Consider the following 15,323-nt stretch of genomic DNA (forward strand, 5'->3'; position numbering starts at 1 on the left):
CTTCTATAAAAATGAAAGAAAATAGGTATCCGTACTTGAGTTCCCTTATTTTCTTAGCCAATTTATTAAATTGGTCTAGTCTGATTCGATAGAAAAATTATCAGCGGAGTCAGTATACAATACTTTTTTCTGTTTGTCAACCTTCAAAATATCAAAAATTGGTCTAGTTAAGAAAGGATTAAGAAAAACCTACCAACTTTTTTAGTGATAGGTTGGGATGATTGGCTTATTTTAAGATTGTCATTGATGCCAACTGATCTAAATGCCTATCCAATAATTGCATAAGTTTTACTTCATTTTTTTGATCTTTTTAATCATCAAATCAACTCCCAGCAAAACAACTATAATAATCAAAAGATAAGCAAGCATGAAGTGATTCGATAGATGTTCCCCACTCGCATTCTTCAAGATGACTCCATAAGACTCTTTGTAATTAGTTACTATTGAAGTTGGCGCTTTATCAAAGACTTTATTGATTGCATCTTTCATTAAAATCTGTTTCAAGAGCGCATTTACCTGTGTAAGAGGGAACCAGGTCATGACCTGTTGCAAGCTTCCTCCTACAGAACCAATAGAAAGATAAACACCTGAAATGAATCCGATAAACGTTCCAACTATTGTACTCAAAGTTGTAAATGCTGAACTGGTTCGAATAAAAGCTAGGATTGGCAGAATAATAGTTGCAGACAACATCGTTCCCATTGTGACAACTCCTAAAATAGATAAGTAGTCCATCATAGAATAGTCAAGAAGAGCACTAAAACCATTAAACATACCAATTGCAAAGATACAAGAGAACAGAGTCATAATAATCCCAAATAATATCGCAAAGATCGCATACGATAGTTCAATTTTAAAGTTAGAAACTGGACTGACTTTAAAGTCCTCACTCAACTTCTTTTCTCTATCCGAAACCATCACTCCAAATGCACCAAGAGTACTGGTCATTGAAATAATGGTCGTTAAACCTGAGATTAACCAATAATTGACCATCTGAATGGTGTCCGTAGAGGTGGTATCACTATTCAAAGCTTCCTTGATGGCATCAATCTGAATTTGTCCTAAAAAGACTTGATAAACCAAGATTAAGATGATGACCGATAAGAAGGACATAAAGAAAGCTAAGCGATCTCTTGTATAGACTTTCCGATTTCTAGAGATTAATTCAAGCATTCCCTTCTCCTCCTTTAGATCTTAGTAAGTTCAAATAAGCTGCTTCTAAATTTGAATATTCTACATTAAATGTTTCAATAATTGATTTTCCTTGATTTTCTGCAATAATTTCCATCATCTCTTCAACGGAAACATCCTTACATACGACTTCTGCCTCCGAAAGGATCTGACACTTATTAGCAAACTTAGAGACAGATAACGAATTGACTGGTTTACCAGGTTTTAACGTAAGATTCAGGTTAGTGGTTGAATGCTGTTTAATAAAATTGGCAATATCTCCTGAATAGTACAAGTTCCCTTCAATTAAGACATTTAAGACATCACAAGCAGCCATCTCTTCTAAATAGTGTGTAATTAGAACGACTGTCATATTTTCTTTTTTGTTCAGATAATTAATCGCTTCCCATAAGTCATGACGAGATTGTGGATCTAAACCAGTTGTTGGCTCATCTAACAAGAGCAAAGACGGTTGTGGCAATAACGCTCGGGCAATATCTACTTTTCGTTTTTGTCCTCCTGATAAACTGCCATAGTTTTTCTTTATAAGAGTGGCCACGTCCAAATAGGATTGCAAATCTCTAATACGCGTTTGTACTTGTGATTTTGATAAGCCGTACAAGGCTCCACGCGAAATCAAATTTTCCTCTACCGTTAAATGATCATCTAGACGATTGCTTTGAAATACAATACCGATATGTCGATAAAAATCTTTCGTTGACAATGATTTTCCATCTACTTCCCAAAAAATCTCTCCTGAACTTTGCTTGAAATTCTGAATCAACAAATTAAAAAGCGTTGTTTTTCCAGCCCCATTTGGACCAAGAAGTCCATAAAATTTACCTTCCTCAAAAACTAAATCAATTCCTTTCAAAGCCTCAAAGGAACCATAGCTTTTCTTTACATTGTGTAATCTAATTCCCATTTTCTGACACCAATATCCTTTCTTCTTTCCTTGTACTCCCAGTATAGCCAATTTCTATCCTCTAACGTGAGGACATTCATGTCCAGTCTAAGCATCTTTTTCACCAAAAAACACCTGTGAATCTTCACAGGTGTTTAATGTTCATTTTATATTTTTTGAGGGCAACTGATGAAAAGATGAACACTTTTCTATACCTCAGTGTAGTTTAGACCTTTTTTGGCAAGGTCCTCTTTCCACTCTTCTTGCATGTTTCTCTTCACTAGATCCTCAGATAATAAGTCAGCCATTAAGCATACTTTTTGATAATCATTTTTTGCTTTTTCTAAGTCATCTTCTATAAATAAAGCAACTTTCCAATTTAAAGCATAAACAAAAATATTATCCTGAAAATCATGTCTCTTTGTCATAATATCATTTAAGGCTTTAACAATGTCTGGCAATCTGTCGTATATCCCATAATGGGCTAACACACCTGCAGCTGAGATAAGAGTGTTTTGTAGCATTTCCAATTCTGATAAGGGGAAATAATCTATCGCAAGTAAGATTTTCTCTACTAAGTGTATAAATTCATCTTGATCAAAGGCTCCCAAAGCCAAAGAAAGCAAGCGCAATTTGATAATCTCCACATCGTTGAGACTTAACTCTTTTTTCTTCATGGCTTGCTCTAGATACTCATCTAATAAACCTTGATCAAAAGAAGGATTTTTGGATCCAATCATATCAACCGTGGCTTGGGCGACCTGGACAGACAGTTTTTCTTCCTCTGGCAGGTTATCAAAATAGTTTTCGTAAATATCCTCAATAATTTCTTCATGCCGATGAAGACGATCTTGATCTCCATAATGGTATAACGTCCGTAGTTGATATTTCAGGTTCAGATATTCTGCAGGTAATTCCAAACTAGTTTGATTTGTCAAAGCATCCAAAGAAACACCTAGTTGCTCAGCAATATACTTCGCTGTTGCAATCGTTGGCAAAGACTGACCCTTTTCAATTCGCTGGAGTTGGCGCGTCGTTAATAGGTCCTCAATACCACAGATTGCTTGTCTACTTAATCCCTTACTTTCACGTAGAGTTTGTACTTTTTGTCCTAGTTCTGTTTTAAAATCCATCATACAAGCTCCTTTTCTTCTGATTTCATTATAGCACATATTGAAGTTGAAGGGTTTTGAACCTTTTCCAGCACTAAATGAAAAATCGGAAATGAAGAATGCCGTCAGAAACATCTGCATCTGATGGAGTTCCACACTTCCGAAAATAAAACTAGTCAGTCATTTACTGAAATGAACGGGCCTATCGTACTTAGATAACAGAATCCTCAAAAACTTACTCTTCAAATCCATTCTGCTGGCTCAATTCACGGAACCAATGACCGGATTTTTTCAGGCGTCTTTCTTGAGTGGCTAGGTCTAATTCGACAAGGCCGTAGCGGTTTTTATAGCCATTGAGCCAAGACCAGCAGTCGATAAAGGTCCACATAAGGTAGCCCTTACAGTTGGCCCCATCTTGGATAGCTCGGTGCAATTCACGCAGGTGGTCTTTGACGAAGTCAATCCGGTAGTCATCTTGAATTTCCCCGTTTTGACGGAATTTTTCTTCCCCTTCAACTCCCATTCCATTCTCTGTTAGGAGCCACTCGATGTTGTTGTAATTTTCTTTGATATTTTGGGCAATATCGTACAAGCCTTGCTCATAGATCTCCCAGCCTCTATGTGGGTTGATCTTTCTTCCTGGCATGACATAGGGTTCGTAGAACTGCTCGACCAACATAGGAGACTCTGGGTTTGGCGCATAACGGGGCGCAGAGACACGCATTGGTTGGTAATAGTTGACCCCTAAGAAGTCGACTGTATGTTCTTTGATCAGCTCTAAGTCATTTGGATCCACCTCTGGCAAGAGAGCACGCTCCCGCAAAATCTCTACCAACTCTGGTGGGTAAGTCCCAAGAACAGACGGATCGAGGAAGGATTTAGCTTGGAAGAGCTCAGCGATTCGTGCCGCCTTGACATCTGCTGGATGCTGACTCCGCGGATAGGCTGGCGTCAAGTTTAAGACCACTCCAATTCGATAGTTTGGATCCACCTCATGACAGGCCTGAACAGCAAGGCTACTTGCCAACTGGGTATGGTAGGCAACTTTAACTGCTGCAGCGGCATCCACCTTGTGTGGGTAATGGGCATCATAAAAGTAACCAAACTCTACAGGAACAATGGGTTCATTAAAGGTGATCCACTGATCGACCAAGTCTCCATAGGTTTCAAAGCAGAAACGAGCATAGTCGCGATAGGCGTAGACCGTCTCCTTATTTTCCCAGCCATCTCCTTCTTCTTGCAAGGCAAAAGGAAGGTCAAAGTGATAGAGATTGACCATCAAGTGAATACCTTTGGACTTGATGCATTCAAAAACTTGGCGGTAAAAAGCCACTCCTACTGGATTGACTTCTCCACGCCCTTTAGGGAAAATCCGAGACCATTGGATGGAGGTCCGAAAGGCAGTATGCCCCGTCTCGACTAGAAGCTCAATGTCTTCCTCCCAGTTTTCATAAAAGGTCGAAGTTAAGCCAGGTCCTTCTTGGAAGCGAAAGCGATGAGGCTCTACCTGATACCAGTAGTCCCAGAGGTTGTCCCCCTTACCATCTCCGGCAAAGCGCCCTTCTGTCTGAGGACCAGATGTCGAAGTCCCCCATAAAAAATCTTGTGGAAAGTTGATCATGTGTTTATCCTCTCTCATTGTCTTCCTCTCTATTATACTCCCTTTCAGCTCTCTTCCTAGTGACTATTTTCAGTCATTTTTACGCAGATTATAGAAAAAACACGCTAGCTATCAGAAGACCCGATTTCTAACGTGTTTTGTTTCCATTATAGTTGATTAACGACATAATCAAAGAGAGCCTTGTCTCCTTCACTTATCTGATAACGCAGTTCTGGATGCCACTGAACCCCGAGAAAAGCTGTCCCGTGGGATGATTGCACTGCTTCGATGATCTGATCTTCAGGACTAACAGCAATCACTTCTAGATGAGGGGCTAGATCCTTGATCGCTTGATGGTGGTAGGAATTGATCTGACCAACTTCTCCGAATAAGTCCCGCAAAACAGTCCCTTCAACTGTTTCGATTGAATGACTAGTTTCGCTGGCAGGATTTTCCTGCCAGTGATGGTCGATATCTTGGTAAAGTGTCCCGCCCATGGCTACATTGTAGAGCTGCATGCCTCGGCAAACCGTAAAGATGGGCTTCTTTGCAGCTACTGCTTCCTTGATCAAGGCCAACTCGAAAAGGTCACGCTCGAGCAAGTAATCATCGCTAACAATCTCCTTCTCTGCTCCATAAAACTGAGGAGAAACATGCTGACCACCTGTGATGATCAGCTTGTCAATCAAGGAAATATAGTGCTCAGCCGTTGCTGGGTCTCCAATCGGAAGGATCAGAGGGATACCTCCTGCTTCTTGAACCCCCTGAACAAAGCCTGTCGGTGTATAACTGAGGTACATTCCATCCTCTTCACGGAAAGGGCGTTGGTTGCCCGTAATCCCAATCACTGGTTTCTTCATCGCTCATTCTCCAATCTCTTCATAGCTAATATAGTTCCTTATTTTATCATACTCCGAAGGTGACTTTCAACTTTTTTCATGATTTTTCAAATAAGGAGAAGTTTTCTAGAATTTTTACGAATAGTATAGATGAAGAAGAAATTTTCTTCAAAGAAAGGATAAGATAGATGAACACAATTTCTATTCATTCTGATGACATACTATCAGATCATGAACTAGCCACTATTCAAGGTGGATTTATCCCAGCTGTAATCGCAGGGATAGCTACATGGAAAATTGCTGCAACTGCTGTCAGTAGTATCGGACTCGTTTTTGCTGCAGGAGCAGGACTAGGATATCTAGCTAATCGTCCATAGGTAAGAACGATGAAAAAAAGACGCATATTCCATATCATCACGATATCTACTTTACTTTTTTCTAGAATCTTTTTAGCAGTTCTACAAATCTTACACGACCTTCACTATCTCACACTCCCATTTGAAACTTATGGAGTGAGTGATTTACTTTCTGGGATTCTTGTTATTTGGATCCTCATCATTGCATATCGGGGAATCAGAAAGGAGAAAAGCAATGAACAATTTACAACTTTTAACAACTGAAGAATTAGAAAACACAAAGGGCGGTGTTGGCCTAGCTGAAATCGTTGCGATTTGATGAGCCTTAACGGCCTCTCCCCCAAATACCAGAAGCTGATTGTCTCCTTGCTCCAAAAACTCAAAACAGCAGGAAAAACGATTGTCATTTCCTCCCACCATTTCGAGCAAATCGCTCCCATTGTGGAACGAGTTCTGCTCTTTTCTGAAGAGCACACCATTACTGGAAGCTACGATCGAGCGGATTGGGAACATCATCCAGATATTCAACAATCGTTTTTGTCATGTTAAAAAGCCTCGGTAGGGTTCTTCCTACCGAAGCTTTTTTGATGAAAGAGATAAAGGTTAATGTCCTTTATGCTTGTCTCTTCGTTTTTGCTGTTTGCGTTCAAATTTCTCTTGTTTGAGCAATTGCTTTTGGACACTAGATTGATGTTTTGAAATCTTTTTCCTTTCCTCATACTGCAACTGCAATAGTTCTTTCGACTTGGAAGAAACTTTTTGTTTTACTTGTTTCCTCACAATTCGCTGTAATCGTTTAGGATTCTTGATTTTTACATGTTGCTTAACTGTAGTTTCTGGACTAAAAGATAATTGAGTAAACTGAGTCTGTAAAATCTCTAGAATTTCATCATCTTTTGGCTCCTTACCAAATGTCACACGACAAACTTGATAAGTTTCTCGATACACTTGTTCGAACAAACCATGCCAAAATCCATCTTCAAAATAAACTGTCAATCCAATTGAAATTGTTTCCACGACAGCACCTCCTTAAATTTATCCCTAAGAATGGACAACCAAGGAGGAAGGTTACTGATAGGCTTGCCTACGTCTGGACTACCAACCAGAACTGTGTTTTTATCTTAGTTGGAACTATTATAGCATATTTATAATCTATTTTTATTTCTTCTTCAAATGCCTATCAAAAAAATGAATCGTAGCTAGCCAAGAATCCTTACTCTCTCTCATCAATAAACGCCAATCTTTTCGATAACGGTGATTTGGTTGATAAGCCACTGTCAACATGTGACCTGTTTCATGATATTTTTTAAATGTAATGTGGTGTCCTTTATAATCTGAGACAATATCATCAATTGCTGACGAGGCATCCCATATTTCATCAACAGTACTTCCGAGCAATAAGATTGGTGAATGCATTTGAACGATATCTATCTTAGCAGAACGATCTTTAGGGATAGGTTTTCTAAAAAGTTTGCTAAACAGATAATCTCTCATCGAAACTTTTGATAGGTAAGTTCCTTTTGCAAATACGTCCAAGAAGAAGTATGGGAGTTCCATTTCCCTTTTATCCCTTCATACACCACATCAGAGGGTGAATTTAGTACCAAACATTGAACGTCATTAAAAATGCTCTCCTCAGCTAAAACTAACTCTGCTCCCTTAGAACGTCCATAGATTCCAATTCTTTCACTATCTACTTGATGATGCTGACGTAGATAATCCTTTGCTTCCACAAGGCACTCTAAAGGAATACGTTCCAAATGTTTTGGCAACCCCTCTAAACCAAAGTAGGCAACTGCTAGGCAAATATAACCTCTAGAAGATAGAAGCTGAGCTATATTCTGTGCCTTTTCAATCCTTCCTTCACTACCGCTCACAATAATCAATGCTGGTGCTTTTATTGCCTTTTTATCATAAAATAGTCTCCCTTGAAAATGTTTCCTGTAAATATCTTGATGACTAATTTGCGAACTCATGTAATGTCTTGTGAAAGTTCTCTCTGCGACGACAGTATTACCTTGTATAATTTTGATTTCCACAAAAAAGTGATCTAATAAGGGAATTTTAGAAAGAGAGTTTGGAAGTTTCTTTTTCCTATTGGTTAAGGGCTTGGCATTAAAGAATAACCCCATTGTTGCAATATCTTCATAAGAGCCAGAACAAGATGGAGTTTGTGAAATATCAATAATACCATTCTTATCTGATACAAAAGTCGCTGTTGATTTCCATAAAACATTATGAGCTAAAAGCATAGGAGCATTGATACAATAATAATCAGATAAATACATTTCGACTCGATAGGTTTCACTTGGTTTTAAGCCATCGATGACAATATTAAAAGATTCGTCTGCTAAATCAGACTCTGAGATCAGTTCAATTTGTATATTCATATCTTCCTCTTTTTGTTAATATAATTAACAATATAGTTTTAAAATTACCGTGATTTTTACCACGGCAATTCTTGCCATACCTGTTCAACATCATCCATCAGTTTAATAACCATTTGAAGATCCTCCTCACTATAGTTTCTTAAAACTGAAAAAATGGCCTTTTCAATATGTTCTTGCTGCTCTTTATGGATATTAAAAACTTCAACACCTTTTTTGGATAATATCAGATATTTATTTTTTTCATTATCCGGTGCAAATTCAAAAGTAACGAGGTCTTTCTTGGTTAAACGTCTAACACTCTGAGTAATGGCACTCCTAGATACTTCAAGTAACTCAGATAATTTCACTAGATTCACAGGCTGATTGCGACCTATTAGATCGATCAAATGGACTTCATTAATAGTGATTGATTTATCAATACTGTTCCTATGCTGAGCTTTTTTCAACTGTTCAAAAGCTAAAGCAAAGCTGTTAAAACGATTATTAAACTTATACAGTTCTTTCTTATTCATAGCGCCTCTCTTTTGTTAATGATATTAACAAAAATACTATTTATTGTCAAGCTGAGCCTAAAAAATCCTCCAGAGCTGAACTCTGAAGGATTCATTTTTTATTTCACAACAATGTTGACAAGCTTGTTCGGTACACTAATCAATTTTACGATTTCTTTGCCATCAATCTCTGCTTTGACTTTTTCGTCAGAGAGAGCAACTTCTTGCAATTCTTCGCGTGAAAGGTCTTTTGCAACCATGAGTTTAGCACGGACTTTACCTTTGATTTGAACGACGATTTCGATTTCGTCTTCAATCAATTTACTTTCGTCCCATGTTGGCCAAGCCACGTAAGAGATAGACTCACCGGTTGCTGCGACTGTTTGCCAGAGTTCTTCTGCCAAGTGAGGCGCAAATGGGGCAATCAATTGGATAAAGCCTTTGGCGTAGTCTACATAGAGTTTGTCTTCCTTGTTGGCCGCATTGACAAAGACCATGAGTTGAGCAATGGCTGTGTTGAATTTCATCGACTCGATTTGCTCAGTGACAGCCTTAACAGTTTCGTTGTAAACCTTGTCTAGAGCGCCATTGTTTTCCGCAACGGTTTCTTTACTTGTGATCAAACGGTACACACGATCGAGGAATTTACGGCTTCCTTCCAATCCTTCTTCAGACCAAGCGATGGAAGCATCAAGTGGTCCCATGAACATTTCATAGACACGAAGGGTATCCGCACCGTATTGTTCCACCACATCGTCTGGATTGACAACGTTCTTGAGGGATTTAGACATCTTAGCTGGTGCTTGCTCCAACTCTTCCCCTGTTTCCACATGGAAGAAGGAACCGTCACGTTTTTCAACCTTGTCAGTTGCCACAAGAGCGCCACGGTGGTCACGGTAGCTTGTTCCCAAAATCATTCCTTGGTTAAAGAGTTTTTGGAATGGCTCTTTGGTTGGAACAACACCGATATCATAGAGGAATTTATGCCAGAAACGAGCGTAAAGCAAGTGGAGCACGGCGTGTTCTGCCCCACCCACGTAGATATCGACTGGCAACCATTGTTTGAGGAGATCCTCGTCAGCCAATTTCTCAGTGTTGTGTGGATCGATATAGCGGAGGTAGTACCAGCTTGAACCTGCCCATTGTGGCATCGTATTGGTCTCACGACGACCTTTGACACCATCCTCACGAGTCACTTCAAGCCAGTCTGTCAAGTTAGCCAATGGGCTTTCACCAGTACCTGAAGGGCGGATGTCCTTGGTTACTGGCAAGACAAGTGGGAGTTCACTTTCTGGAACAGCTGTTGAAGTTCCATCTTCCCAATGAATGATTGGGATTGGTTCACCCCAATAACGTTGACGGCTAAAGAGCCAGTCGCGGAGACGGTAAGTCACCTTCTCTTGACCAAAGCCTTTTTCTTCCAACCAAGCCACAATCTTGGCAATCGCTTCTTCTTTGTTGAGTCCGTTCAAGAAGTCAGAGTTGACGTGAAGGCCATCCTCTGTGTAAGCAGCTTCTGCTACGTTTCCACCTTCCAAGACTTCTACGATTGGAAGGCCGAATTGTTTAGCAAATTCCCAGTCACGTTGGTCATGAGCAGGTACAGCCATAACAGCACCAGTTCCATAGCTAGACAGAACGTAGTCGGCAATCCAGATTGGAATTTCCTTGCCATTGACAGGGTTTATGGCATAAGCACCAGTCCAAACCCCTGTTTTTTCCTTGGCAAGGTCTGTACGAGCCAAGTCTGACTTGAGGCTTGCTTGGTGTTTGTAGTCAGCTACAGCCTCTGCTTGTTCTGGACTTGTGATGGCATCTACTAACTCATGCTCAGGAGCTAAGACAGTGAAAGTCGCACCGAAAAGGGTATCTGGACGAGTCGTAAAGACGGTGAATTCCTTGTCTGTTCCTTTCACCTTGAAAGTGACATTGGCACCAGTTGATTTCCCAATCCAGTTGCGTTGCATGTCCTTGATAGACTCTGGCCAATCCAGGTCATCCAAGTCATTGAGCAAGCGTTCCGCATAGGCAGTGATTTTGAGCATCCATTGGCGCATTGGTTTGCGGACAACTGGATAGCCACCACGCTCAGAGGTTCCGTCAGGGAGGACTTCTTCGTTGGCGATAGCTGTTCCTAGTTCCTCAACCCAGTTTACTGGCACTTCCGCTTCATAGGCCAAGCCTTTTTCATAAAGCTTGGTGAAAATCCATTGCGTCCATTTGTAGTAGTTCGGATCCGTTGTGTTGACTTCACGGTCCCAGTCGTAAGAGAAGCCAAGGGCATTGATTTGGCGTTTGAAGTTGGCAATGTTTTCCGCTGTAAATTCCGCTGGGTCATTCCCTGTATCCATGGCGTATTGCTCTGCAGGCAAACCAAAAGCATCCCAGCCCATTGGGTGAAGGACGTTGTATCCTTGGGCACGTTTGAAACGGCTAAGGATATCTGTCGCTGTGTAGCCTTCTGGGTGCCCTACGTGAAGACCCGCTCCAGATGGGTAAGGAAACATGTCAAGCGCATAAAACTTAGGTTTTGAGGCGTCAGTTCCTGTCTTAAAGGTATGATGATCAGCCCAGTGTTTCTGCCACTTAGGCTCGATTTCTTTATGATTGTAAAAACTCATGCTGTCTCTCCAATTTTCGTGATGCTCCTATTATACCATTTTTAGGGGATTTTTAAAGGTTCTATCCACCAAAAAGAGGCTGGGACAAAAGTCCTAGCCTCTCAATCGTCTTTGGATTGTCGAGCAAGACGCAGTGGTTGAGTGGGCTCTACTACGCTGATTTCATCAGCTTTTACAGCCCTACTCAACTGTGCGGAGGCGGGACGACGAAATCGAATGCTAACCAATGACCGATTTCTGTCCCACTCTCTTCCCTGTTCAGTATACAATCACTCTTAAAGTTCCTAGTCTTCTACGTGACTTTCTAGTTCTTTTTGAGCTTTCTTATTGGATTCTTCTTTTTCTTTCTTCCATTGTTCACGCGCTTCATCGTACTCCTTGGTTGTCAAGACTTTGTCTTGCAATTCCAGATACTTGTAGTTGAAGGTTTGACCCTTGTGTCCTGTCCAAGCAAAGGCAGCTGTGTATGGAACTGTCTTTCGAACACCTGGAGATGCACCATCTGAGTGAATTGGAATCAAGAGGGCGCTATCTGTCAACCAAGCCTGAGCCTTGGCATATTTTGCATAGCGATCGTTGACATCTTTGGTTTCATTGTGCGCGTCTTCGATCAATTGATCGTATTCGTCAAAACCAGCTTCTTTAGCAGCTGCGTTATTAGTACCCGCATCAAATCCGAAGTAAGAATTTGCATTTTCACCATTCTTAGAGCTTGTGATATCTAGGTAAGAAGATGGATCCGTATAGTCTGGTCCCCAACCCAAGTTGTTGTTCAAATCCCAGTCTTGTTGGGAAGCATTTTCAGCAAAGTAGGTCACTCGATTAAGATCGTCCTCAGATACCATGTTCAAGTCGATGACGACATTTTCTGCTCCTAGGGTAGATTCAATCGACTGTTTAAAGGATTGAGCTTGCTTGACTCCTTCTGTATAGGTTGATGAAACAGGGAGGTCCAAATGAATCGGGAACTCTACCCCTTGGCCTTGAAGGGCTTCTTTAGCCTTGGCAAACTCTTCCTTGGCCTTGGTTGGATTGTAAAGGGTATCTTTTCCATCTTCGACAGAAACACCTTTCCATTCATCACCATATTCTTCTAAGTTTTTCTCTACAGACTCACCGAAATCTTTGCCATCAATTTGAACAAAGTTTGGAGGAGTGAAGGTGTTGCGGATGACCTTGTCTGCAGATGCTTCCCCATTGGCTTGCGCTACATAGGCCTTGCGGTTGAAGGCAAACATAATGGCTTGACGGAAGTCTTTATTCAAGATTGCTTTCTTGGTTGAGCTCTTTTGAGCATCTGTCGTCTTCGTCGTAATCTCATAAGCTTGACGGTCAATGTTGAAAGACAAGTTATAAGTAGAGGATCCTTGGTCACTGAAGACAATGTCATCTTTGTGTTTCTTCTCTACACTCTTATAGTTAGAGCCATTTGGGAAGACACGGGCAAAGGTATAGTCTCCGTTATCAAATCCACGGATCAAAGATTCTGAATCTTGTCCATCATAATAGGTCAGCTTAACCTTAGAAATTTTTACATTATCCGCATCCCAATAGGTTGGGTTCTTTTCAAGCGTCACAACAGATTTAGAGGTGATAGCTTTGATCAAATAAGGACCACAATAAAGAATACTAGAAGGGTTCGTACCTTGACCGTAGTCATCTCCCTTAGAATCTAAGAATTCTTTATTGACTGGCATCAAAATGCCCATGGTGGTTTTTGAATTCCAGAAACTTTCTGGTTGGTTCAAGGTGTATTGAACAGTATAGTCATCGACAGCTTTGATACCAACTGTTGAGAAGTCTTTGGTTTTCCCTGAGACATAATCATCCAACCCTTTGATAGATTGTTGGACGAGATAGAGGGCCGAAGATTTCTTGTCCGCTGCGTGCTGAAGCCCCGTTACAAAGTCTTGGGCCTTAACTTCTCCGAATTCTTCCCCTTCAGCGGTCACCCATTTAACCCCTTTACGAAGTTTATAGGTATAGGTCAGACCATCTTTTGAAACAGTCCAATCCTTAGCAAGAGATGGGATTAAGTTGCCATATTTGTCAACTTCTAACAAACCATCCACAGCATTACCTGTAAATTCTGAAGTCGACCGTTTATTAGAAAGTGAATAATCCAAAGTATCCGGATCTTGAGTATAGACATAACTAAAGACCTGGTTGTCCGAACTTGAAGATTTCCCTCCTTGTGAGCAGGCTACCAGTGCGCTTACAGACAAAAGCAGAGCGCCGGTGGCTAAGAGTAGCTTCCCTTTTTTCATATGGATCACCTCTGTATAAAATGTTATTCTTCATATTAAATTATAGCACTTTATGGAAAAATGTAAACGCTTAACTGTATAATATTTCAAAAGTTTAGGAAAATAGCGGTTTTGATTCCATACAAAAAGAGGCTGGGACAAAAGTCCTAGCCACTCAATTATTTTTGGATTGTCGAGCAAGACGCAGTGGTTGAGTGGGCTCTACTACGCTGATTTCATCAGCTTTTACAGCCCTACTCAACTGTGCGGAGGTGGGACGACGAAATCGAATTCTAATGAATTACCGATTTCTGACCCACTCTCTCTTTGATGATGGATAAAGCTCTCTGCCACTAGCTCCCCTTGCTTACATCCCACTGACCAGGAGGGATACGAGGGTAAGGAAGCTATTCCAAGAGGCATGCTGAAGGATGGTCCAGTAGATCGATTTGGTATAGCGCAGGACCGCACAAAATAGCAAGCCTGGTACTAAGTAAACGATAAAGCTTGGCAAATCCCAGCCATACTGCCAGACATGCGAGAGACTGAACAAGGAAGCAGACACCAGCATATCCAGCTTATACTTCTGATAAGGTGCCAAAGCCGTCATGACCAAATCACGAAAGACTAGTTCCTCCACAATAGGAGCCAGCAAGCAGGCATAGACATAACGTATCAACACCAAGGCCCAGCCTGACAAACCACTAGATACTTCTGCAAGGGCTATGGAATTCTTAGTGGGCGGAAATACCGTAGCAGAAAACATATCCCATAAAAAGTGAGCAAGAAAAACAAGCACAAAAACCGCCAAATAGGACGCTTTAAAGGTAAATTTCCCATACAAGTCCCAGCGACGACTCTTTACCAAGAGCATCACGGCTACTCCCCCAATCAATCCGATCAACAAGAGGAGCAAACTATAATAAGAAGCATCCGATAGATGGCTCACTAAATCCGTTGGAAGCCCCACGTTAAAAAGCGCAAAATTGATACAGAGAATCCCAAGTGTCGCCAGTTGAAACGGTCTGTCTGTCTTTCTCATTGCATTCACCTTTCTATCTTACTTTCTTTTTCTACTAAATATTGGGGCAATTTGCATCAGCCAGCTAAAGCTGCCACCCGAAGGAGACATTCCTTGATTTCCCCACCCCGGGTAAATTCCAGAGGTCCCCCAACCACCGCCACCATACGTTAGTTCAGGGCTTCTGATTGGAGTAATCACCCCTCCTACTGTTTGTTCGAGTTCATTTGTCGTTAATTCTGTTTCTGCATAGATTTTCATTTTTTCTCCTATTCTTTCTATCTAGATTTCAAAACACCATGTCAAGATTGCTATCATGTCTTAAATACGAGCGAGCGGTGGCCGCTTCACAAAGCCAGGACGTCCAATCTCAATCTTATCTGACTGACCTGGAATCACATTTGGGCGAGAACCCCCACCTCCTACAATTTGTTCCAATTCTTTTTGACTACATTCTGTCATTTCATTTCCTCCAATTTGTATTTGTAACGCTACCTCCTGAGTCTATCAAAGATTGGAACATTTTCCTTTTCTTTTTTCTATACGGTTGCATTTTTCAGCTATGTGGGAGGG

The 15,323-nt window shown here is 40.9% G+C and carries 14 protein-coding genes and 1 pseudogene; 2 read left to right on the forward strand and 13 right to left on the reverse strand.

The window, feature by feature from the left end:
* Window positions 1-288 precede the first annotated feature (288 nt).
* The 5 genes from I2C87_RS06825 to I2C87_RS06845 form a co-directional block, all read right to left on the reverse strand.
* Entirely contained in the window at window positions 289-1,173 is an 885-nt protein-coding gene (locus I2C87_RS06825; RefSeq protein ID WP_061564685.1) for an ABC transporter permease, read from the reverse strand.
* Window positions 1,166-2,095 carry an ABC transporter ATP-binding protein gene (locus I2C87_RS06830; protein WP_061564684.1) on the reverse strand — a complete coding sequence of 310 codons (930 nt, stop codon included), beginning with the start codon at window positions 2,093-2,095 and terminating at the stop codon, window positions 1,166-1,168. Before I2C87_RS06830 ends, I2C87_RS06825 begins: the two co-directional genes overlap by 8 nt.
* A 188-nt stretch (window positions 2,096-2,283) precedes the next feature.
* On the reverse strand, window positions 2,284-3,210 hold the full coding sequence (locus tag I2C87_RS06835) for a helix-turn-helix domain-containing protein (protein WP_082781658.1): 927 nt from the start codon (window positions 3,208-3,210) through the stop codon (window positions 2,284-2,286).
* Window positions 3,211-3,421: 211 nt separating this feature from the next.
* A complete protein-coding gene (locus tag I2C87_RS06840) occupies window positions 3,422-4,807 on the reverse strand; it encodes a glycoside hydrolase family 1 protein (protein WP_061564819.1) in 1,386 nt (461 codons plus the stop codon).
* A gap of 146 nt (window positions 4,808-4,953) precedes the next feature.
* Complete coding sequence (locus tag I2C87_RS06845; protein WP_048788718.1) at window positions 4,954-5,646, reverse strand: gamma-glutamyl-gamma-aminobutyrate hydrolase family protein; 693 nt, start codon at window positions 5,644-5,646, stop codon at window positions 4,954-4,956.
* Window positions 5,647-5,813: 167 nt separating this feature from the next.
* Here I2C87_RS06845 and I2C87_RS06850 point away from each other — a divergent pair, with 167 nt between their 5' ends.
* Together I2C87_RS06850 and I2C87_RS06855 are read left to right on the forward strand one after the other, a co-directional pair.
* Window positions 5,814-6,002 carry a class IIb bacteriocin, lactobin A/cerein 7B family gene (locus I2C87_RS06850; protein WP_120701305.1) on the forward strand — a complete coding sequence of 63 codons (189 nt, stop codon included), beginning with the start codon at window positions 5,814-5,816 and terminating at the stop codon, window positions 6,000-6,002.
* Window positions 6,003-6,299: 297 nt separating this feature from the next.
* The gene (locus tag I2C87_RS06855; RefSeq protein WP_195324304.1) at window positions 6,300-6,530 is read left to right on the forward strand and encodes a hypothetical protein; all 231 of its coding nucleotides are present in this window, start codon (window positions 6,300-6,302) and stop codon (window positions 6,528-6,530) included.
* 54 nt (window positions 6,531-6,584) lie between these two features.
* Here the strand turns inward: I2C87_RS06855 and I2C87_RS06860 are convergent, their stop codons facing one another.
* The 8 genes and pseudogenes from I2C87_RS06860 to I2C87_RS06895 all read right to left on the reverse strand — a co-directional run bounded on the left by I2C87_RS06860 (window position 6,585) and on the right by I2C87_RS06895 (window position 15,212).
* A complete protein-coding gene (locus I2C87_RS06860) occupies window positions 6,585-6,998 on the reverse strand; it encodes a YjdF family protein (protein ID WP_120701306.1) in 414 nt (137 codons plus the stop codon).
* 141 nt (window positions 6,999-7,139) lie between these two features.
* Window positions 7,140-8,371, reverse strand: a pseudogene (locus I2C87_RS06865) (acyl-CoA thioesterase/BAAT N-terminal domain-containing protein).
* A gap of 56 nt (window positions 8,372-8,427) precedes the next feature.
* Window positions 8,428-8,883 (reverse strand): MarR family winged helix-turn-helix transcriptional regulator, encoded by a 456-nt coding sequence (locus tag I2C87_RS06870; RefSeq protein ID WP_120701307.1) that lies wholly within the window; start codon window positions 8,881-8,883, stop codon window positions 8,428-8,430.
* A gap of 98 nt (window positions 8,884-8,981) precedes the next feature.
* A complete protein-coding gene (leuS, locus tag I2C87_RS06875) occupies window positions 8,982-11,483 on the reverse strand; it encodes a leucine--tRNA ligase (RefSeq protein ID WP_195324305.1) in 2,502 nt (833 codons plus the stop codon).
* Window positions 11,484-11,767: 284 nt separating this feature from the next.
* Window positions 11,768-13,750 carry a peptide ABC transporter substrate-binding protein gene (locus I2C87_RS06880; protein ID WP_120701309.1) on the reverse strand — a complete coding sequence of 661 codons (1,983 nt, stop codon included), beginning with the start codon at window positions 13,748-13,750 and terminating at the stop codon, window positions 11,768-11,770.
* Between the two features lie 346 nt (window positions 13,751-14,096).
* Complete coding sequence (locus tag I2C87_RS06885) at window positions 14,097-14,771, reverse strand: CPBP family intramembrane glutamic endopeptidase (protein ID WP_120701310.1); 675 nt, start codon at window positions 14,769-14,771, stop codon at window positions 14,097-14,099.
* Between the two features lie 18 nt (window positions 14,772-14,789).
* On the reverse strand, window positions 14,790-15,011 hold the full coding sequence (locus I2C87_RS06890) for a hypothetical protein (RefSeq protein ID WP_120701311.1): 222 nt from the start codon (window positions 15,009-15,011) through the stop codon (window positions 14,790-14,792).
* Between the two features lie 60 nt (window positions 15,012-15,071).
* Window positions 15,072-15,212 (reverse strand): bacteriocin, encoded by a 141-nt coding sequence (locus I2C87_RS06895; protein ID WP_120701312.1) that lies wholly within the window; start codon window positions 15,210-15,212, stop codon window positions 15,072-15,074.
* Window positions 15,213-15,323: the final 111 nt, after the last annotated feature.

The organism is Streptococcus sp. 1001283B150225_161107_H12, assembly GCF_015552665.1.
Classification (GTDB): Bacteria; Bacillota; Bacilli; order Lactobacillales; family Streptococcaceae; genus Streptococcus.